Consider the following 19747-nt stretch of genomic DNA (forward strand, 5'->3'; position numbering starts at 1 on the left):
AAAAGGAATCAATCTCTCTTCCAATCGTTCTTGCGCCTGAATTTCCGTGGTATGATGAAACAGAAATGACTTTTAGAACGGAGGAATATAGATGCATACCGATCCAACCTGTATCTTTTGCAAAATCGCTCAACAAGAAATCCCGTCGTATCGGGTATATGAAGATGAGGCGGTCGTCGCTTTCCTCGACCTCTCGCAAGTGACAAAAGGTCACACGCTCGTCATTCCGAAACATCATGCGAAAAACGTTTACGAGCTACCTGAAGAGGTCGCAGCGGACGTCTTCAAACGCGTCCCGACCATCGCGAAGGCCATTCAACGCGAAACAGGGGCAATCGGCATGAACGTCTTGTCGAATGCTGAGGAAGTTGCCGGACAAACGGTCTATCACTTCCACATTCATTTAATTCCACGTTTCGGACACGAAGATGGATTCGGAGCAAAATGGATTACACAAAATGATGCGTTCACATCTGAAGAACTCACAACCCTCGCATCGAATATTCAATCACACGTTTAAGACAGACCGAGACCCGTCAATCGATGACGGGTCTCGTTTTTTATGATTGATTGATTGAATCAAGGTGACGTTTCCGTTCTTCTTCTAATTGCGCTCGCTCGACCTGAAGTTTGATTGCCACTTCGTATAACTGTTGACGCGTCTTAACAGATGTCGCTTGTTCAAATTCTTTTCGTAATTCGGTTAGACGGGTATCTATTTCAAGCATACGTTTTTCTCGTATCGATTCTTCGCGTGCCTGCTCTGTTTGTTTCGACGCTTCATACCCCGCCTCTAGTGTGTTCATAATGGAGTCGGCCCAAGTGTCATCTCCCAGTCGTTTCGCAGCGAGATACAGGTCAAGCATGTCATCTACCCAACGCTTCGCTTTCTCCACTGAGGATCACCTTCCTTTACCTATATTTTAAAATAAAATGATTTTTCGGTCAAAATTGAATGTTCTGAAAAATTTTATTTGCGATATAGGTTTTTAATCACTCTTTTTTGGTAAAATAATATGAAAAGAATGTAATTCGGATTATCCGAGCTTGAGGAGGGGAATGTTTTGTCGAGTCGCCAACGTCGAGATTGGATTGCTTTCGGCTTTGTTTTAGCATTTTTAGGAGTTGCCACGTTTAAAAAACTGGCGAGAGGTACCGCAAACGATGCTGCTGCTCAACAACATCGAGCATCCACAATCACTACGCTAAAAGAACAATTTGGGAATGTGGCGAAACATGCATCGCAAGTTGCCGCCGCAGGGAAACTGCAAGGAAAAGAATTGACTGATCAAGTGAAAGCCGAAGTCGAACGCTATCAACAAGACATTCAGCCTTCAGTCGAGCGAATTCAAGGGAACCTTCAGGAACTCTCGAACGTACAGTCTGCTATGACTGACAACACTGCCAATCAAACACAATGAGTGTTTGAGGTCATCGTCCGTCGATTACTTTTGATTTTTTATCCGGAAAGGATGGATCGAAATGGAACACGAAAAAGAATTCACTGGCCCTGAGGCCATGCTCTATAGCCACAAAATCATTCAATTGAGTAAGGCTTTGTGGAAAACCGTCGAAAAAGATTGGCAAAACTGGATTAAACCATTTGATTTAAACATCAATGAGCACCACATCTTATGGATTGCCCACGCGTTAGGCGGCGCATCGATCTCTGAAATTGCAAAATATGGCGTCATGCACGTCTCGACCGCTTTCAACTTCTCGAAGAAGTTAGAAGATCGTGGATTACTTACGTTTTCGAAAAAAGAGACGGACAAGCGAAACACGTATGTCCAATTGACACCTGAAGGAGAATCGTTGTTGCTTGAAACGATTCACGCGTTTGATCCAGAAGGAAACGGCGTATTCCGCGCTTCACTTCCGCTCCAAGAACTTTATGGCAAGTTCCCTGACTTAACAGACATGACGGCCATCGTGCGTCGTTTATATGGCGACAACTTCATGGATATCTTTGCTGAAACATCAAAAATGATCACAGAAGAGGCAGGCAGACGTCCTGATGAGGATGAACTCAGTCAAGAAGCCTAACCTGCCGATAGAGTGGCTCTGTGACGTCTAACTCGATTCCTTGACGGACGCATGCCCCAAGAATCGTTTTTACGTCGAGCCTTGAATCCAACATACCCACAAAGTGGACGAGCAACGGCTCTATGGACGTAAACCCATAGCGCATTTGCTCGTTTTGTCGTGCCCGAATATCATCAAGCAACTGATAAAACGCCTCTACGTCCTGCTTTGTCAAGTTCGCTCGAATCACTTCATATTCAAACGGACGGTCCGTCCAATCGACAATCTCGAGTAAGATCTTCATCTGATATGATAAATGCTCGACCTTCTCTTCTAGTGACACTACCATCACCCCATCATTTCACATTCTATTACATCATTATACGACAGGATTGTGTGCTATGATACTGTACAGACAAGAGAACAGCTGTCATGATTAGGAAAATGTGATATAGTCGGACTTAGAAACTTTAAAGAATTATTAGGGGTGGAATACATGTCAAACGGAATGACTAACGAACCAAAAAAGCAAGATAAAAAATTCTCAACCGGCGCTCTCATCGGTGCATCTGCACTTGCACTGATCATCGGTGCTGGCGGCACATACGCAGCAACAAGCGCAGGCGGCGGAGAATCAGATAATTCAGCAGTCGTCACATATAAAGGCGGCGAAATCACACGCGGTGAAATCGCGGACATGAGTTACGACCGCATGGTGCCACAACTCGCATTCCAAGAGACGATGAATGCACTTCTTGAAAAAGAGTACGGTGACCAAGTCGAGCAAGAAAAAGTAGATGAAGAGTTCAGCAAGACAGAAGAACAATTCAACTCAAAAGAAGAATTCGAACAAGCGATTCAACAAGCCGGCATGAGCGGAACCGAAGAATTCAAAGAAGCGCTTCGCGGACAAATGCTTGTCGACGCAGCTAAATCTGAACTTGTCGACGTGACAGATGAAGAAGTCGAAGCACAGTTCGCTAAAGAAAACGTGGAAGTGGAAGCTAGCCACATCCTCGTCGAATCAGAAGAAGAAGCACAGGACATCATCAAACAGTTGAATGACGGTGCAGACTTCGCTGAACTCGCGAAAGAAAAATCAACAGATACAGGTTCTGGTGAGCAAGGTGGAGAACTCGGTTACTTCTCTACAGGCACGATGGTACCTGAATTCGAAGAATATGCATTCAAAGAGGACGTCGTCGGAAAAGTCTCTGAGCCAATCCAATCGCAATTCGGTTTCCACGTCATTAAAGTAACAGACCGTAAAGAGAAAGACTTGAAACTCGAAGACGAGAAAGACCGTATTCGTGAAGAGTTGGCAACAGAAAAATCAGCTTCTGTCGATGCAAACAAAATTTACGCGGAGTTGATTGAAAAATACAACGTTGACGTAAAAGATGCAAAAGCAGAGCAACAATTTGACGCTGTCAAAGAAGCAATCAAAAACGCAGACGAGTCTTCTGAAGAATCGACTGAACAATAAGACAAAAATGGCACTCCGCAATGGAGCGCCATTTTTTTATGGACATATTATAACTTTGGACGATAGAAGGCACGGTTATCGAGTGCCATGACACGCTCCGTAAACGTACCCGGCTCGACGCCTTCATACGCTTTTTCGAACATGTTCATCCGCGCGTCGATGTTGTCGATGAAGAACAGCATCTCCGCTTCAGGGAGTTGTGGCGTATTCGCCGATCCCCACTCCGGTTTCCCATGATGGCTTAAGACGAGATGTTGCAACAACGTCGTCACTTCTCGGTCCGTCCCGAGCTCACGTGACACGACTTCAATTTCAGATGCCATGAGTGAGAGATGACCGAGCAACTTGCCTTCAAGCGTGTATTCTGGTGTGATCGCATCCGATAACTCGATGACTTTCGCCAAATCATGCAAGATCACGCCGGCAATCAACAGGTCTCGGTTCAACGATGGATACAGGTCACACATCGTGTCCGCAAGCTTCAGCATCGACATGACGTGGAATGCGAGTCCTGAATAGACCGCGTGATGATGTCGCACAGCAGCTGGATACGTGAAGTATGCCTCTTCGTGACGATTGACGATTTCTTCAACGAGACGACGAATGTCATCGTGTTGCAGTGACGTGATGAACTCACGGATGGTCGTTTCAAGTTCCGACTTCGGAATCGGCGCCGACCGAACGTACGGGGCGATATCGACTTCTTGCTCGATGATTGAAATTTGCTTTAACTTCAATTGCGTCCGTCCACGATAGTCCATCACTTCACCTGCCGCATGGACGATTTTTTTCGTCGCATACTTTTCGGTATCCGAACTATCCCATAACTTTGTTTCAATTTCTCCACTCTCGTCGCACAGGATTAATGTTAAATAAGGCTTTCCGTTCCCGGCAAGTCCCTTATACGATTGTTTGATCATGACATATTGGTCTAGCGTGTCGCCCACTTTGAGCTGACCGATTTTTGTCGTCAATGAAAGCACCTCTCTCTTGTTCAGTACCTTCATCTTATCGAAACTTTGCGACAGATGCCAACATTCCTGACAATTTGGGAATACTACTACTATAGCGAATTGGAGGAATAGACGATGGAATGGGATTGGTACACGCGCCCCGAGGATTATGTGAAAGTAGATTCTCGATATGCACTGGCCTATACGTATTGGCTCGAGCAGTTGACGACCGCAAGCGTCACAAAAATCGTGGTCGAGGATGGTTATATGTACGGGTCACTCACACTCGACTACGAGCAGTTAGAACGCGAGCCTCAGAAAATCGGACACTATTTTATCGGCCCTGATTTTTTATGGACGATTGGATTTGACGATTTGCATCACGAGTCGGTCCTTGCGAAAGACTGCAACTCACCGATTGAAGCGTTCTATGAGTTGCTCGCCGAACGAATGAACAATTACTTTCACGGAATCGATGAATTCGAAGAACGACTTCTCGTGGCACAGCGAGAAATGGCAGGACAAGTCCCTGCCACGTTCATGAATGAAATCTTTGGTCTTCGGAGTGAAATCGAACGGTGGTCCGATACGGTCACTCCTTATAAAGAACTCGTCATGGCAGGACGTGAGGCCTTTCTCGATATCGACCTACAAACGTTGAGACCTTATCAACTCGCGGATTATCGAGTCAGTCGACTATTGACGTTAATCAACCACTATCAAGGGGACGTTATCGCGATGACAGACCTCGCCTCGACACTTTCTAACTTTCGGGGAAATGAAATCATGAAGGCACTCACCGTCTTCACGGCACTCACCACCCCTGTCGTCGCGTTCGGTGCCGTATGGGGAATGAACTTTAAAGAGATGCCTGAACTGGATTGGCCGTTCGGTTACGCGTTCGCCTGGTTGATGATTCTATTCTTCACTCTTATCATTCAAGTATGGTTGAAACGGAAGAATTGGATTGGATCGTTGTTACAATTCCCGAATCAAACCACTTCATCTAAGAATAAAGTAAAACAAAATCCTAAAAAAACGAACAAAAGTTCGTTATAATAAAGAAAAGAGATTTGCACAGGAAAGGTGATGTTATGGAACGACTCATCATTCATGTGGACATGGATGCCTTTTATGCCTCCGTCGAACAACGGGATCGTCCAAATTTACGTGGGAAACCGGTCATCGTCGGTGGACCACCTCACAGTCGTGGAGTCGTTGCCACTTGTTCATATGAAGCGAGGAAGTACGGTGTACACAGCGCGATGTCATCACGTCGCGCTTTTGCCTTGTGTCCACACGCCACGTTTGTCAAACCACGATTCCAAGCCTATCGACAAGTCAGCGCGCAGGTCATGGACATCTTTAAGTCGGTCACTCCTCTCGTCGAACCGTTATCCCTTGACGAAGCCTATTTGGACGTGACCGAAAATACGCTGTTGAGCACATCGAGTCCGTATATTGCCCGTTATATTCTAGGAGAGATTAAACGCCGTACCGGTCTTACGGCATCCGCTGGCGTCGCGCCTTCAAAGTTTGTCGCAAAAATTGCGTCCGGCTTTGATAAGCCCAGCGGCCTTACCGTCGTCTCGTCTGAGAAAGTCGCTGATTTTCTCTCTCCCCTTTCCATCGAAGCGATGCACGGTGTCGGAAAAGTGACCGCCCAAACGCTTTACAAAAGTGGCTATCATACAATCGGTGACCTTCAACAAGCTCGTCCCGAACAACTGAAGGCCATCTTTGGACATGATCGCGGACAACAACTGTATGAATTGGCACATGGACGAGATACGCGTCCTGTCGTCGCCACGCGTGAGCGTAAGTCAATCGGGTCGGAAACGACGTTTGCGTTTGACATCGACGACCCCGAGGAAGTATTCGAACGGGTCATTCCCGAAATGGAAGACGTGTTGCGTCAGCTCGACCGCCGTGAACTGAGTTGCCAAACCGTCACGATCAAATTAAAGACGAGCGAGTTTCAGGCTAGAAGTCATCAAATCAAATTGAATCATCCGACGCATGACCATAACGAAATTCGACGACTGGCGAGACGCCTCTTCGATGAGATGAATGTCACCGAGCCCGTTCGCTTGATTGGGCTGACCGTATCCGACTTGATTCCTCGAACTGAATCCACACGTCAACTGACATTTGACGAACTGACAAAACCTTCTCTTGAAGAATGAATGACCATTCATTAAAATAGAGAAAAAGGGGGTCGTGTGAATGGAGACATATACGGTGACAGGATTTGAAAATGATGGCACACTCGTGTTGAATGAAATGTTCGAAGCAAGCGATGATCAGTCAGCCAAACAGCAAGGGCTCGACATGCTTCGAGCAGCAGGGCATGAACATAAAGGAGCACGCATCGTTCGCCGGGGACAACTCATCTATTTCGAACGTTGCAAATTACCGGGGAAATTAAAAGGAACGGCATCATAATGAAAGTAGACCGAGATTCTTGTTCTCGGTCTACTTTTTAATTTCCATATTTCTCATTCCATGCTTTCTGCCATTCCTGAATATCAGGGTGAATGTCCTCGAACGATTCCCCGCTCAAACTATATCCGCTCCCTAAACCCGATCCGTCTGTCACAGGGAATGACGTTCCCCCGATTACCTCTCCATCCACGACCATTACCGAGACAGCAGTCTGACCGGCGGGAGATTGTTCACCAATCGGATGATCTTTTACCGTAAAGTTTTCATAGTATATGGTCTTTCCAACGTATTCATCCGGTGACACGGATTGTACTCCCCAAGTGTTCTGTGCACGATCTTCCTTCAACTCATCTAAGGTTAACGTACTCATATACTCGCCTTCATATGAGACGATTGGGTACTGTTGTTTCTCAAGATACTGTTCAGCCACCCGCCCGTTCTCCGTCATCTCAGGTTTTGGTTCGGCCTTCTCTTCTTTCCCACAGGCTACTAGAAACAAGCAGAGGAAAACCAACATCCATTTTTTCATCGTCGTCCATCCTTTCATTTCCTGATCACTTTACTTTCGTTATCCTCCCCCTAAATCCTGCTTAAAATGGAAAGAGAAACAGAATCATCAGGATTCCGACGATGCCGGTGAGTAGTTGCAACGGCACACCGACTTTGACGAAATCTATGAATCGATAGCCTCCTACACTAAACACCATCGCGTTTGTCGGAGAACCGAACGGTGTCATGAAAGCAAGGGATGCTGAAATGGCGACAGCGATGACGAACGGAACTGGACTGACCGCCATGGATTCCGATAGAGCGATGGCTAGCGGAATGAACAAGATAGCGGTCGCGGTGTTCGAGATGATTTGACTGAGGACCATCGTCGCAAGAAATAAAACGACGAGGACCCAGGCTGGCCCAAAGCCCGCGAACGACCGCCCAATCCAGTCGACAAGCCACGCCATGATCTCCGCCTTCTCAAGCGCCGTTCCTATCGGGATCATCGCGGCAATCAAGACGAGTGAAGACCATTGAATCGATTGATACGCAATATCTAGGTGGCGCACGGCTCCGCTCATCACCATCGCAAGTGCCGCCAGCCAAACCGCAACGGTCGGATCAACCCATTCAAACACGAACAACGTCATCATCATAACCATGATCACACCTGCCGCAAGTTGATGATGACTCGACACCGTCCGATTCGCTACATCCGTCACCCGCTCGTTCGAGAGGAGCAGTCGTGCCTCTTGTTCAACTCGCTCTAAATCGTCCCACTTCCCTTGTACCATCAACAAGTCCCCTTGTTTTAGCGGCGTATCTTTCAGGTGTACTTGTGCAATTTCTTCTTGTGGGCGGATGACACGCAAAACGTTCACATGAAACTCATTCCGTAACTGGCTCTCATGAAGACATCTCCCTACAAGTTGACTCGACCCTGGAATCGTGAACATGACGATGCCACCGGTCTTGTCATAGACGTTTGTTGCCTCAACCTGCTGAAACGGAATGTGTTGTTGTTCCGAGAGAGAACGGACTCGCTGCTCATCCCCACTGACGAGGATCGACCCGGCACGCAATACGGTGTCAGCGCGAGCAGTTTCGTAATGCCGCCCTATTCCTTTCACTCGTTCCTTTAATACGATGATCCCGTCACGCGACCATTTCAATTCACTTAGTCGTTTGCCAATCAACGGATGTACCTCGTCAATCGACAGGACATACACGTTCGGGTTGATCGTCTCGGTTGCACCGCCTCCATCCCATTCCCTTGAACGATTATCTTCGAGCAAGCGATTTCCGACGAGGCGAAAATAGAACAAGCCGACAATCATCACGACCGCGCCGATTGGGAACAAAGAAAAGAAGCCGATCGGCACATCAATCAGACCTCGTAGCGATTCAGCTGCGACAAGGTTCGGCGGTGTCCCAATCAATGTCATCGTCCCTCCGATGCTCGAGAAGAAAGCAAGCGGCATCAGATACGTCTTTGCGGATCGTTTGATTTGTCGGGACATCGCCATGACGACAGGAATGAGCAATGCGACCGTCCCTGTGTTCGACATGACGCTTGAAAGCAAGGCGACGGTCAACATGAACAAATAAAAGAGTCGTGTCTCACTTCCGTTCGCGTACGGAATGAGTGCAGATGCCAATCGTTCCGCTAAACCGGAATGAAACAACCCTGCTCCGACGATGAATAGTCCAGCAATCATCAAGACGACTGAATTTGAGAATCCCGCCATCGCCTCACCCGGCGTCAATTGATTGGTTAGAACGAGACTTAAAAGACCGATCAATGCGACCAAGTCTGCTCGGAGCCAACCTGTTATGAAAAAGAGAATCATTCCGAATAGAATGAGCACGGTCCACATGCCAGTTCACCCTTTCCCCATCATTCTACTTTCATTATAAACCCTCTATGAAAACGCTTACTTCAATCTTGTGACAATCTCATCAACAAAAAAACGGATGGCTCAATCGCCATCCGCTTCTCACATCTTATTGAACTTCGTTTTCATTCACCATCGGCGCGTAAAGCTCTTCAAGTGGTTTCATGATGATTTTCGTTACTTCTGTAACGAGCTGGTGCATGCGTTGCTCTTCTTGCATGAGCTCCATGATCAATTCGTTCTGTTGAACGCTCATCATTTTCGTTTGCGCATCCATCATTTCCTGCTCAGAGATTTCTTCTCCTTGCATTTGCTTTTGTTGAAGCGTCATTTGGATGTTACGGAAGTCAGCGAACAACTGGTTCGCTTCCGCATCCGCATTGACACGATCGTATAAAGAAGAGAGTGTTGTGAACTCTTCAGAATCGCGAAGTGCTTTCTCCAATTGGTAAGCTTGGTCGTACAAGTTTGTTTGTGACATGTAACGTCCTCCTAAATGCTATTAGGGTCAAGCTCATCATAAGATGGCAATCAACCCTTGAATCAACCCAATCATACCACCTAACAGCGCTCCAAGCCATGTTATTGCCCGGAACTCTCGTTTCGAGATTGATAACACGATCTCTTCGAGGTACGAGGTGTCGAGCGACTGGACTTGTTGCTGTACGATTTGATCGATTTTTAAGCGGTCCATGATCGTCTCCATTTGATTCGTGAAGCGCTCAATGACAAGGGTGACCCCTTGAGGCACGAGTTCATCGACGACACGGGATTCGATGGACTCGGTATACGATGAGACTGGTCGATCCAACAATTGCCCGATTGGCAAACGTGTGACGACTTGCTCGGTGATCCCGTCGATGAGTCGGGCTTCTAAACGTTCATCTATCAATGTATCGACCATCTTCTCACTGAATCGTTCGAACTCACGCGTAATCATCGTCGTCATGCCGTCACGAGTCGACTGACCTCGTAAAATATTGACGATTTCTGGTCGAACCATCTCGACAAAATTCATATTTTGAATAAATCCTGCGATAAACCCAAGTCGACGTTGAACGAACGAATCGACCATATGGCGAAGTTGCGCCTCACCTTCAGGAGAATAAAAATACTCTTCCGATTTGACGAGAAGTGCCTCAACAATTTCAGGAATGACTGCCCGTACGCGGTCCATTCCTTCTTCTCCAAGCAATTCAAACAACTTCCGTTCTTTCACATCGGACATGACGCTCGTTAGCTCGTCACGTAACTTTTCATCCGCCGACGTAAGGATGCGTGCCTCTGCGTTCGGGTAGAGGGGTTCTACGAGTTCTCGAACGGTTTTATCCGAGCGTAGCATCGCCTGAACTTCTTGTTGCGCAAAGTGCGTAATATGCGTCGTCACTTGGTCATCTAGTAAACGTTTTCGCATGCCTTCCGGCGTCAATAAATGTTTGACGACCGTTTTTCCTAAGCTAGATGCCAATTCATCCCGACGTTTCGGAATGAGACCTGGTGTAAAAGGAATCCGGAATGAACCGATATATTTCGGTTCATGTGGCCGGAACAACATCTTGATGGCGAGAAAGTTGGTCACGCCACCAATCGTCGCTCCAATCACAATCATGAGTAAAATCTTTAATAACCCGTCCAAACTGCAAGCCTCCGATCTGAAATATGATACATTGTTGATGAGGTGATAGTATTGAATACGTTTGATCGTATTAAATCGATTTTTCCGACTGCTGTCCATCGGTCGGAAGATGCATCTGGGGACCTTGACTGGTTCGAGACGCAAGATGGTACCATATTTGGGCTCCCGACGTTCGAATTGACCGAACGTGAACAGCAATTGCTCCGCATGTGGGCGACCCCGTTCCTTCAGTCCGACCCACATCAGCGAAAATGGCAAGAACGCCTTCAAGATGAGACGTACCGTCTTGAACAATCATTCCGGCTCATCTCTCTTTCCCTCCAAGAAGCAGAAGAGGAAGCGTTCGAATCATTCATCAGCATCATCCACGACTTCATGCCACATGCTGAAATCGTGTTGATCACAACCAAACATATCGAACTCATCGAACGAGACACGTTTGTCGACCTTCAGGAGTTCGAGGACGTCTTGCGTGCCATCGCGAGCGATTGCTTCATCGAAGCACACGCTGTCTATAGCGAACGTTCTCAAGGTCCTCTTGCCCGTGTATATCGTCAACATCAACTGCTCATGCCATACGCTCGTCTATCTACTAAAACTTACCCTGCTAGTCAATTATTATACCATTATTTACTACAAGAGCAGGACTTAAAAGAGCGGAACCATATCACGGCCTCACTCATGGAGATGCTTGATTTATCGACGATTGAACTGCTCGAAGCGTTGTTCAGTCATTCATTGAACGTCTCCCACACGGCCAAAGCGCTCTTCATGCACCGAAACACGCTGAATTACCGACTCGATCGCCTGTTCGAGACGACGGGTTATGATGCACGGAAGTTCTATGACGCGAGCCTTCTTCAACTAATGGTCACGTTGCACAAATCCGATTGACGGTTTTTGTGCAACTTGTCTATATTCAATGCAAGCGGTTTCATCATATAATCGTTCTTGTAAGCGCTATTATAAACACACAGATTCTTTAGGAGGCTAACGACATGGCAGAAATTCGTTTAGAACATATTGATAAAATTTACGATGGTGGCGTCAAAGCCGTCAGCGATTTCAACTTACACATTAAAGACCGTGAGTTCATCGTCTTCGTCGGACCGTCTGGTTGCGGTAAATCAACGACACTTCGTATGATCGCAGGTCTTGAAGAGATTTCAAACGGTGACTTTATCATTGACGGGAAACGAATGAACGACGTCGCTCCTAAAGACCGTGATATCGCTATGGTCTTCCAAAACTACGCGCTCTATCCGCACATGAGTGTCTATGACAACATGGCGTTCGGCTTGAAGCTTCGTAAGTTCCCGAAAGACGAGATTGACCGTCGCGTAAAAGACGCTGCTCGTATTCTCGGTTTGGAAGAGTACCTTGAGCGTAAACCAAAAGCGCTCTCAGGTGGACAACGTCAGCGTGTCGCTATCGGTCGTGCTATCGTCCGTGACGCAAAAGTCTTCTTGATGGATGAGCCTCTCTCGAACTTGGATGCAAAACTTCGTGTACAAATGCGTAAAGAGATTATCCAACTCCACAACCGTTTGGACACAACGACAATCTACGTTACCCACGACCAAACAGAAGCGATGACACTCGCAACGCGCATCGTCATCCTAAAAGATGGTCTCATCCAACAAGTCGGTTCGCCGAAAGAAGTATACGACAACCCAGACAACATCTTCGTCGCTGGTTTCATCGGTTCACCTTCGATGAACTTCTTCCGCGGTACACTCGCTGAAGGTAAATTCATCACAAACGGTGAAGAAGTCAACGTTCCAGAAGGAAAAATGAAAACGCTCCGTGACCGTGGCTATGTCGGAAAAGAACTCGTCCTCGGGATTCGTCCAGAATCAATCCATGATGAGCCAATCTACATCGACTCACCAACGACACACACGTTCAAAGCGCACATCGACGTCGCTGAGCTCATGGGTTCTGAGTCTTACCTCTACGCTGAACTTGGTGGACACCAGTTCACAGCACGCGTTGACGGCCGCTCGAACATCCACATGGGTGACGATGTCGAACTCGCACTCGATATGACAAAAGCTCACTTCTTCGACGGTGAAACTGAACAAGTGATCCGTTAAGCCATACAAAAAGCCTCGATTCGTCTGAATCGAGGCTTTTTCTTATCGAATCGCGTAACGCTGTTCGAGTTTGTGTTGACCGGCTTGAATCAAGGTCGATAAGATCCAATAAATCGAAGCCGAGAACAAGAGTAACGGCATGACCAAATATGTCGTTGCGGCAATTTGGTCCGACACGTACGTCAACTCCTGGACCGCGATGACCGAACCGAGTGACGTCGACTTGATGATGTCGATGACCGAGTTCGAGACAGGTGGGATGGCGCGAGAGAGCGCCTGTGGGAAAATGATGTCTTTGAAACGCTTCACTTTCGGGATACCTAGCGCGACACTCGCCTCAACCTGTCCTTTGTCGACAGAGTTGATGGCTGCCCGGAACGCTTCCGAGATATAGGCCGCAAAGTGGAATCCGAGTCCGAAAATCAGCGCCTGCATCCCACTGAGTTGCACGAACCCAGTGAGACCGACATACAAAATCAATAATTGAAGCAAGAGCGGTGTCCCACGGAAGAACGAAATGTACGTCCGCGTGAACAACCGTACGATTTTAATCGGGCTACTATGAAGTAAAGCGATGATCAGACCGAGCGCCAAGGCGAGAAGAATCGACAGGACACTGGCGATCAACGTGAGCTGGACGGCTTCAAGATAGACCGAACGGTTATCTATGACGGTCGTGATCAGTTCATTCATTGACTGATATCCTCACCGAAGTACTTCTCACCGATTTCCTGCATCGTACCGTCTTCTTTCATTTCCGCAAGTGCATCGTTCAATTTCTCAAGAACGTCGCTATCTTGACGTGTCATGAATCCAGCTTCACTTGTGTTGAAGATGTCACCGACTGCTTTGACGTCATAGCCTGTTTTTTCAAGCTCTGTCAAGATGAAGAGACGGTCGTTCAATGCCGCATCAAGACGACCGACTTCGAGGTCTTGAAGGACTTGGTTCGCCCCTTTGTAATATTTCACTTCTGCGCCAGCTTCTTCCGCCATTTGCGCATAGACTGAACCTTGCGTCGATCCGACTAATTTGCCGTCAAGGTCGTCTACGCCTTGGATATCGTTGTTATCCGAACCAACGATGACTTGAGCTCCTGATACCGCATACGGGTCAGAGAACGCATATTTCTCTTCACGCTCAGGTGTGATGCTCATTTGGTTGGCAATCATGTCGATGCGTTCTGCATCAAGTGCTGGAACGAGTCCTTTGAAGTCCATTGCCTCATACTCTACTTTATAACCGGCACGTTCTGCCGCTTCGTTCAAGACGTCGATATCATATCCCATCAATTCACCTTTATCTTTGTATGTGAACGGTGGATATGTCGCCTCTGTACCGACAGTGATGACTGCTTCGTCCGCTCCACTGTCTGTTTCGTTACCGCAAGCTGCGAGAAGCCCTACTGAAGCTCCGATCGCGAGTACGCTTGTTAATGTCTTTTTCATGATGATTCCGCCTTTCCTATAATCCTTATATGATTACACGGTTTTAAACAATAACCTCATCATACTGGCGTGATGTCTTCATGTCAAACAAAAAACATCACCCTATCGCTAGAGTGATGTCCCCCATCAATCGATGGCTTTCGCCTGCTTCATGACGTCCGCTTCAATTGCTTCACGTTTCGCTGTCGTCTTCTCGGCGCGATCCGCATGTACACTAAAGTAAAACTTGATTTTCGGCTCTGTGCCAGATGGGCGAAGGCAGAACCAAGACCCGTCCGCAAAGACAAATTTCAAGACGTTCGATGATGGCAATTCAATCGCTTCAGACGTGTTCGTCCGTAAGTCAGTCGCCACTTGTTTCTTATAATCTTCGAAACGAACGACTTCGTATCCCCCAACTTCTTTCGGCGGATTGGCACGGAATGCTTCCATCATACGACCAATTTGCTCGAGGCCAGCTTTCCCTTTTAGCGTCATCGACTGTAATGACTCTTCGTAGAATCCGTACTTCTCATAAATCGACTGCAACGCATCATAAAGCGTCCGACCGTGCTGTTTATGGTATGCCGCCATTTCCGCTGCGAGTAGACAAGCCTGAACCGCATCTTTGTCACGGCAGAAGTCACCAATCAAATAGCCGTAGCTTTCTTCATAGCCAAAGAGGAATTCATATTCACCTGATTCCTCGTATTGTTTGATTTTCTCCCCGATGAACTTGAATCCTGTCAACGTGTTCTCAAGATGCACGCCGTATGCTTTCGCAATCGCAGCCCCGAGTTCTGACGTGACGATTGTCTTGGCGACGAAACCATTCGATGGAAGTGTTCCCGTCTCACTCTTTTGTGACAAAATATATTCCATCAGGAGCGCACCTGTCTGGTTACCGGTCAAGACGAACCATTCCCCGTCACGTCCGCGTACTGTCAAGCCGACACGGTCCGCATCCGGGTCCGTCGCCATGAGCAAATCAGCCCCGACGCGATCCCCGTATTCCATCGCCAGTTTAAACGCAGCTTTTTCTTCTGGGTTCGGATAACTGACGGTCGGGAAAGCACCATCTGGTTCTGCTTGCTCTTCTACAATCGTCACATGGTCAAACCCATACGCTTTCAACCCTTCCATGACCGGACGGCGTCCGGTCCCGTGAAGCGGCGAATACACGATTTGAAGGGGGCTGTCCTGTACGTCACGATGAATCCGAATCGACTGGAGTGCTTCCATATAAGCCTCATCGACGGACGGGTCCACTGTAACGAGTAGTCCTGTTTGACGAAGCGCCGCCTCATCTTCGATATCAATCTTCAACTCATCTTCAATCGCATTGACGTAACTGACGAGTTCATCCGCTTCTGCTGGCGGAAGTTGTCCACCATCTGCCCCATACACTTTGAACCCGTTGTATTCAGGCGGGTTGTGACTCGCCGTGATGACAATGCCACCGAACGCATTCAAATGACGTACGGCAAACGAGAGTTCCGGTGTGGCGCGCAAACTTGGGAACAAGTAAGTCTTGATCCCGTTTGACGCAAGCGTCCGTGCCGCCTCTAATGCAAACTCTGGTGAAAAATGACGCGAATCATGGGCGATCACGACGCCGTGACGTTTTGCTTCTTCTCCCGAAGCTGCGATAAAGTCAGCAAAGCCTTGTGACGCTTTTCGAATCGTGTATACGTTCATTCGGTTCGCACCCGGTCCGATTTCTCCGCGCATCCCGCCTGTCCCGAACTCAAGCGTCTTATAGAATGCGTCTTCTAACGTTGTCTCATCTTTTGCGAGTTCCTCAAGTTCCGCTCGTAAATGCGGCTCAAGTCCTTCAAATTGATTCCAACGGTCATACGTTTGTTGCCATGTCATGATTCATTCCCCTTTCACCCTCAAAAAATTCAATCGAAGTACTCGCCAATTGCTTCCATCTTGTATACGATGAGAGTAACGAAACCTCGAGGTGATATTAATGTTTCCAACAATGCGTGCCCAAGAATTAAAACAAATCGTGCATACGAACTCGATTCGTTTCATCGATTGCCGATATTCGCTAAACGACGCGTCCTATGGTAAATATGTCTACCGAAAGGGACATCTTCCGAACGCTGTCTTTCTCGATTTGATGGAAGACTTGTCCGGTCCGCTCGGCGAACATGGCGGACGTCACCCACTTCCTTCAAAAGAGGCGTGGACGGCAACACTCCGTCGCATCGGCTTGAACAAAGAAGATTTGGTCGTCATTTATGATGACGGCTTCCCATTCGCAGCTCGTGCGTGGTGGCTCTTCAAGTGGGCCGGTCACGAACGGGTCGTCGTCCTAGAAGGCGGTATCCAATCCGGCATCACTTATTGCGGTGAGACCACGACCGACGTGCCGAACTACCCAGCGAGTGACTATGCCCCAGATTTTCAAGATGATATGATCGCGACACTCGAAGAAGTGAAAGCCGCTACGAGCGGTTCACTCTATGATTCGCGAACAGAAGATCGCTTTAACGGGACACATGAACCGATTGACCAAAAGGCAGGCCATATCCCGAACGCATTGCTCTGTTCTTATGCCGAGGCCATCACCGAGCTCGGTACACTAGAAGACTTTCACGATTTAAAAGAACTTTATAAAGACGTCCTTACCGTGGAAAATCCAATCTTTTATTGTGGTAGCGGCGTGACCGCCTGCGTCAACATTTTGGCGCTGCACGCTCTTGGGAAAGACGATGTTCGACTTTATCCCGGATCCTATTCTGACTGGATCAGCTATCCAGAACACGAGGTCCACCCGTAACGGGTGGATCGTTTTTATTTTACACCGAAGTTAATACTATTCCAAAATAATCTTTATTTGACGCTCGTCGGTTTAATGTTCCAGACTGCGTTTGCATATTCCGTAATCGTACGGTCACTCGAGAAGATCCCCGATTTTGCCGTGTTGACGATTGAGCTCTCTGCCCAACGCGAGCGGTCGCTGAAGACTTCGTCGACACGTCGCTGCGCTCGCATATAGGAGATGAAGTCTTTCAAGACGAGGAAATCATCGTTATAGACGAGGAGTGAGTCAAAAATCGACTGGAACTGATATTCGCCGACCTTATCGAATGTACCGTTGACGAGACCATCGACCACATCTTTAATTTCCTGGTGGGCATGATAAATTTCCGCCGCGTGGTATCCTCCGAACTTTTTATAGTTCATGACTTCTTGTGGGGATAATCCAAAAATAAAGATATGATCGTCTCCGACCGCGTCACGAATCTCGATATTGGCACCGTCTAACGTACCGATTGTCAACGCACCGTTCATCATGAACTTCATGTTTCCGGTACCCGATGCCTCATAGCTCGCTGTCGAGATTTGTTCGCTCAAGTCAGAGCCTGGGAAAATACGTTCTGCCATCGAGACACGATAGTTCTCAAGGAAGATGACTTTAATGAATTGGCTCGCCCGCTTATCTTTATTGATTAATGTGGCGAGTGCATTGATGTAGCGAATGATTTCTTTCGCGTAATAGTACCCTGGTGCCGCCTTGGCTCCGAAAATGAACGTACGAGGGACCATCGTAAACGTCGGATCCGCTTGAATCTTCAAGTAAAGCGCATGGATATGAAGTGCGTTTAGAAGCTGACGCTTATAGGCGTGGAGACGCTTGACTTGAACGTCAAAAATGGAATGCGGGTCAATCGTTTCTCCCGTCTCCTCCTGAATATAAGTAGCCAAATCCAGTTTGTTTTGTTGTTTCACATCCATCACGGTTTCTTGGAAGCTCTTATCTTTCGAGACGCCCATCAACTTTTCCAAGTCGTTCGGATGCTCGATCCATGACGGTCCAATCGCTTCCGTGATCGCGTCAGACAGTCGCGGATTCGATTTCAAGAGCCAACGTCGATGTGTGATCCCGTTCGTTTTGTTGTTGAAGCGTAGCGGGAACATCTCATATAAGTAACGCATCTCGCGCTGTTTTAAAATATCGGTATGGATCTGGGCAACCCCGTTCGTCGAATGAGAGCCGACGACAGCCAAGTTGGCCATGTTGATGTGCTCATTCGATACGATTGCGATTTCCCCCATATGTGATTCCAGATGAGGATAGTTGACCAATACGTCCCGACAGAAACGTCGATTGATTTCCTCGATAATTTGATACACGCGAGGTAGTAGCCGTTGATACATCTCGACCGGCCATTTCTCAAGCGCTTCGGCGAGTAACGTATGGTTCGTGAACGACATGACGCTCTTCGTGATGCGCCACGCCTCGTCCCAACCGTACCCATGCTCATCCATCAAGATTCGCATCAATTCAGGAATCGCAACAACCGGGTGTGTGTCGTTAATATGAATCGCATAATGATCGCCTAATTGTTTGAGCGACTTATTGCGCTTCAAATAGGAGGCAAGCATCGATTGAATCCCCGCCGACACAAAGAAATACTGTTGTTTCAAACGCAGTACTTTTCCTTCATACGTCGTGTCATCTGGATATAAAAATTCCGAAATGGTCGCAATCGACTGTTTGTATCGCAACAAGTCTTTGTACGTCCCTTTCGTTTTCTCTAAATACGCCTCATCATCAAGCGGCGACTCCGCGTTCCAAAGACGTAACGTATTCACGACGTCATTTTGATAGCCGATGATCGGCATATCGTAAGGTACCGCTCTTACGACTTCATCCGGATGATGGACGACACGTAACCGGTCTCCGATTTGCTTCATCTCAATCCAGCCGCCGAAGTTGATATCGACCGCTTTATCCTGACGTCTCGTCTCCCACATATTGCCGTCACGGAGCCAGTTGTCCGGTAACTCGACTTGGTACCCATCGACAATTTTTTGTTTGAAGAGACCATAGCGGTAACGGATCCCGTTTCCGTGTCCAGGTAAACTGAGCGCGGCCAATGAATCGAGGAAGCAGGCTGCTAAGCGGCCAAGTCCCCCGTTCCCAAGTCCCGGTTCTGGCTCGATCTCCGTGATGTCCGTGAAGTCGTATCCAAGATCCTCGAGCCCTTCTTTGACGAGCTCTAACACGTCGAGACTCAACAAGTTGTTGTACAGGAAACGACCTAATAGAAATTCAAGCGAGAAATAGATGACTTGTTTACTATGTTTTTCTTCTTGACGGTCTCGCGTGTGAATCCATTTTGGCATGGCTTGTTCGCGCACCATCGTTGCCAAGGTTTGATACACTTCCTGCTCTGTCCCATCCTCGATCGACTTCCCATTTAATGCGATGAATCGTTCTTTAAATGCGTCGACAAAGCTCTGTTTATCTGTGAACATAAATCAAGTTAGCTC

The 19747-nt window shown here is 47.6% G+C and carries 21 protein-coding genes; 10 read left to right on the forward strand and 11 right to left on the reverse strand.

Features of this window, described 5'->3' with window-relative positions; genetic code table 11:
* Window positions 1–91: 91 nt before the first annotated feature.
* A complete protein-coding gene (locus KNO86_RS11085) occupies window positions 92–520 on the forward strand; it encodes an HIT family protein (RefSeq protein WP_214696201.1) in 429 nt (142 codons plus the stop codon).
* A gap of 40 nt (window positions 521–560) precedes the next feature.
* On the opposite strand, the gene KNO86_RS11090 is transcribed toward KNO86_RS11085, so the two are convergent.
* Complete coding sequence (locus tag KNO86_RS11090) at window positions 561–896, reverse strand: hypothetical protein (protein WP_214696207.1); 336 nt, start codon at window positions 894–896, stop codon at window positions 561–563.
* A gap of 168 nt (window positions 897–1064) precedes the next feature.
* Between KNO86_RS11090 and KNO86_RS11095 the strand changes: the two genes are divergently transcribed.
* A complete protein-coding gene (locus KNO86_RS11095) occupies window positions 1065–1421 on the forward strand; it encodes a hypothetical protein (protein ID WP_214696209.1) in 357 nt (118 codons plus the stop codon).
* A 61-nt stretch (window positions 1422–1482) separates the two neighbouring features.
* On the forward strand, window positions 1483–2046 hold the full coding sequence (locus KNO86_RS11100; RefSeq protein WP_015880933.1) for an HTH-type transcriptional regulator Hpr: 564 nt from the start codon (window positions 1483–1485) through the stop codon (window positions 2044–2046).
* Here the strand turns inward: KNO86_RS11100 and KNO86_RS11105 are convergent.
* The gene (locus KNO86_RS11105) at window positions 2030–2374 is read right to left on the reverse strand and encodes a DUF1878 family protein (RefSeq protein ID WP_251126993.1); all 345 of its coding nucleotides are present in this window, start codon (window positions 2372–2374) and stop codon (window positions 2030–2032) included. The genes KNO86_RS11100 and KNO86_RS11105 overlap by 17 nt on opposite strands.
* Before the next feature lie 147 nt (window positions 2375–2521).
* Here KNO86_RS11105 and KNO86_RS11110 point away from each other — a divergent pair, with 147 nt between their 5' ends.
* Window positions 2522–3511, forward strand: coding sequence for a peptidylprolyl isomerase (locus KNO86_RS11110; protein ID WP_214696212.1), 990 nt, complete (start codon window positions 2522–2524; stop codon window positions 3509–3511).
* Window positions 3512–3558: 47 nt separating this feature from the next.
* Here the strand turns inward: KNO86_RS11110 and KNO86_RS11115 are convergent, their stop codons facing one another.
* Window positions 3559–4518 carry an HD domain-containing protein gene (locus KNO86_RS11115; protein ID WP_214696214.1) on the reverse strand — a complete coding sequence of 320 codons (960 nt, stop codon included), beginning with the start codon at window positions 4516–4518 and terminating at the stop codon, window positions 3559–3561.
* 81 nt (window positions 4519–4599) lie between these two features.
* Here KNO86_RS11115 and KNO86_RS11120 point away from each other — a divergent pair, with 81 nt between their 5' ends.
* The 3 genes from KNO86_RS11120 to KNO86_RS11130 are packed head-to-tail and all read left to right on the forward strand — an operon-like array spanning window position 4600 to window position 6909.
* Window positions 4600–5523 (forward strand): magnesium transporter CorA family protein, encoded by a 924-nt coding sequence (locus KNO86_RS11120; RefSeq protein WP_214696215.1) that lies wholly within the window; start codon window positions 4600–4602, stop codon window positions 5521–5523.
* A gap of 35 nt (window positions 5524–5558) precedes the next feature.
* A complete protein-coding gene (gene dinB / locus KNO86_RS11125) occupies window positions 5559–6650 on the forward strand; it encodes a DNA polymerase IV (RefSeq protein ID WP_214696222.1) in 1092 nt (363 codons plus the stop codon).
* 40 nt (window positions 6651–6690) lie between these two features.
* Window positions 6691–6909, forward strand: a complete 219-nt coding sequence (locus KNO86_RS11130) for a YhzD family protein (protein ID WP_074032616.1) — start codon at window positions 6691–6693, stop codon at window positions 6907–6909.
* A 37-nt stretch (window positions 6910–6946) separates the two neighbouring features.
* Here KNO86_RS11130 and KNO86_RS11135 read toward each other — a convergent pair whose 3' ends face one another.
* The 4 genes from KNO86_RS11135 to KNO86_RS11150 form a co-directional block, all read right to left on the reverse strand.
* On the reverse strand, window positions 6947–7438 hold the full coding sequence (locus tag KNO86_RS11135; RefSeq protein WP_214696224.1) for a hypothetical protein: 492 nt from the start codon (window positions 7436–7438) through the stop codon (window positions 6947–6949).
* A 61-nt stretch (window positions 7439–7499) separates the two neighbouring features.
* Entirely contained in the window at window positions 7500–9278 is a 1779-nt protein-coding gene (locus tag KNO86_RS11140; protein WP_214696226.1) for an SLC13 family permease, read from the reverse strand.
* Between the two features lie 127 nt (window positions 9279–9405).
* Entirely contained in the window at window positions 9406–9777 is a 372-nt protein-coding gene (locus KNO86_RS11145) for a YlbF family regulator (RefSeq protein WP_074032614.1), read from the reverse strand.
* A gap of 36 nt (window positions 9778–9813) precedes the next feature.
* Window positions 9814–10905: a DUF445 family protein gene (locus KNO86_RS11150; protein WP_214696279.1), complete on the reverse strand. Its 1092-nt coding sequence runs from the start codon at window positions 10903–10905 to the stop codon at window positions 9814–9816.
* Between the two features lie 69 nt (window positions 10906–10974).
* Here KNO86_RS11150 and KNO86_RS11155 point away from each other — a divergent pair, with 69 nt between their 5' ends.
* Together KNO86_RS11155 and KNO86_RS11160 are read left to right on the forward strand one after the other, a co-directional pair.
* Window positions 10975–11826 (forward strand): PucR family transcriptional regulator, encoded by an 852-nt coding sequence (locus KNO86_RS11155; RefSeq protein ID WP_337874637.1) that lies wholly within the window; start codon window positions 10975–10977, stop codon window positions 11824–11826.
* A gap of 104 nt (window positions 11827–11930) precedes the next feature.
* The gene (locus tag KNO86_RS11160) at window positions 11931–13028 is read left to right on the forward strand and encodes an ABC transporter ATP-binding protein (RefSeq protein WP_214696230.1); all 1098 of its coding nucleotides are present in this window, start codon (window positions 11931–11933) and stop codon (window positions 13026–13028) included.
* A 42-nt stretch (window positions 13029–13070) separates the two neighbouring features.
* Here KNO86_RS11160 and KNO86_RS11165 read toward each other — a convergent pair whose 3' ends face one another.
* The 3 genes from KNO86_RS11165 to KNO86_RS11175 all read right to left on the reverse strand — a co-directional run bounded on the left by KNO86_RS11165 (window position 13071) and on the right by KNO86_RS11175 (window position 16330).
* A complete protein-coding gene (locus KNO86_RS11165; RefSeq protein ID WP_214696232.1) occupies window positions 13071–13721 on the reverse strand; it encodes an amino acid ABC transporter permease in 651 nt (216 codons plus the stop codon).
* The gene (locus tag KNO86_RS11170) at window positions 13718–14476 is read right to left on the reverse strand and encodes a transporter substrate-binding domain-containing protein (protein WP_214696234.1); all 759 of its coding nucleotides are present in this window, start codon (window positions 14474–14476) and stop codon (window positions 13718–13720) included. The genes KNO86_RS11165 and KNO86_RS11170 overlap by 4 nt, the downstream gene beginning before the upstream one ends.
* Before the next feature lie 126 nt (window positions 14477–14602).
* The gene (locus tag KNO86_RS11175) at window positions 14603–16330 is read right to left on the reverse strand and encodes a phospho-sugar mutase (protein WP_214696236.1); all 1728 of its coding nucleotides are present in this window, start codon (window positions 16328–16330) and stop codon (window positions 14603–14605) included.
* Between the two features lie 100 nt (window positions 16331–16430).
* Between KNO86_RS11175 and KNO86_RS11180 the strand changes: the two genes are divergently transcribed.
* The gene (locus tag KNO86_RS11180; RefSeq protein WP_214696238.1) at window positions 16431–17246 is read left to right on the forward strand and encodes a sulfurtransferase; all 816 of its coding nucleotides are present in this window, start codon (window positions 16431–16433) and stop codon (window positions 17244–17246) included.
* Between the two features lie 53 nt (window positions 17247–17299).
* Here KNO86_RS11180 and KNO86_RS11185 read toward each other — a convergent pair whose 3' ends face one another.
* Window positions 17300–19732: a glycogen/starch/alpha-glucan phosphorylase gene (locus KNO86_RS11185; protein ID WP_214696240.1), complete on the reverse strand. Its 2433-nt coding sequence runs from the start codon at window positions 19730–19732 to the stop codon at window positions 17300–17302.
* Between the last annotated feature and the right edge of the window lie 15 nt (window positions 19733–19747).

It is taken from the genome of Exiguobacterium sp. s160 (assembly GCF_018617575.1).
Lineage (GTDB): Bacteria > Bacillota > Bacilli > Exiguobacteriales > Exiguobacteriaceae > Exiguobacterium > Exiguobacterium aestuarii_A.

Coding starts and splice junctions, on each gene's coding strand:
- KNO86_RS11085 (WP_214696201.1), top strand. CDS start 92: ATGCATACCGATCCAACCTGTATCTTTTGCAAAATCGCTCAACAAGAA.
- KNO86_RS11100 (WP_015880933.1), top strand. CDS start 1,483: ATGGAACACGAAAAAGAATTCACTGGCCCTGAGGCCATGCTCTATAGC.
- KNO86_RS11105 (WP_251126993.1), bottom strand. CDS start 2,374: ATGGTAGTGTCACTAGAAGAGAAGGTCGAGCATTTATCATATCAGATG.
- KNO86_RS11110 (WP_214696212.1), top strand. CDS start 2,522: ATGTCAAACGGAATGACTAACGAACCAAAAAAGCAAGATAAAAAATTC.
- KNO86_RS11115 (WP_214696214.1), bottom strand. CDS start 4,518: ATGAAGGTACTGAACAAGAGAGAGGTGCTTTCATTGACGACAAAAATC.
- KNO86_RS11120 (WP_214696215.1), top strand. CDS start 4,600: ATGGAATGGGATTGGTACACGCGCCCCGAGGATTATGTGAAAGTAGAT.
- dinB (WP_214696222.1), top strand. CDS start 5,559: ATGGAACGACTCATCATTCATGTGGACATGGATGCCTTTTATGCCTCC.
- KNO86_RS11130 (WP_074032616.1), top strand. CDS start 6,691: ATGGAGACATATACGGTGACAGGATTTGAAAATGATGGCACACTCGTG.
- KNO86_RS11135 (WP_214696224.1), bottom strand. CDS start 7,438: ATGAAAAAATGGATGTTGGTTTTCCTCTGCTTGTTTCTAGTAGCCTGT.
- KNO86_RS11140 (WP_214696226.1), bottom strand. CDS start 9,278: ATGTGGACCGTGCTCATTCTATTCGGAATGATTCTCTTTTTCATAACA.
- KNO86_RS11145 (WP_074032614.1), bottom strand. CDS start 9,777: ATGTCACAAACAAACTTGTACGACCAAGCTTACCAATTGGAGAAAGCA.
- KNO86_RS11150 (WP_214696279.1), bottom strand. CDS start 10,905: ATGATTGTGATTGGAGCGACGATTGGTGGCGTGACCAACTTTCTCGCC.
- KNO86_RS11160 (WP_214696230.1), top strand. CDS start 11,931: ATGGCAGAAATTCGTTTAGAACATATTGATAAAATTTACGATGGTGGC.
- KNO86_RS11165 (WP_214696232.1), bottom strand. CDS start 13,721: ATGAATGAACTGATCACGACCGTCATAGATAACCGTTCGGTCTATCTT.
- KNO86_RS11170 (WP_214696234.1), bottom strand. CDS start 14,476: ATGAAAAAGACATTAACAAGCGTACTCGCGATCGGAGCTTCAGTAGGG.
- KNO86_RS11175 (WP_214696236.1), bottom strand. CDS start 16,330: ATGACATGGCAACAAACGTATGACCGTTGGAATCAATTTGAAGGACTT.
- KNO86_RS11180 (WP_214696238.1), top strand. CDS start 16,431: ATGTTTCCAACAATGCGTGCCCAAGAATTAAAACAAATCGTGCATACG.
- KNO86_RS11185 (WP_214696240.1), bottom strand. CDS start 19,732: ATGTTCACAGATAAACAGAGCTTTGTCGACGCATTTAAAGAACGATTC.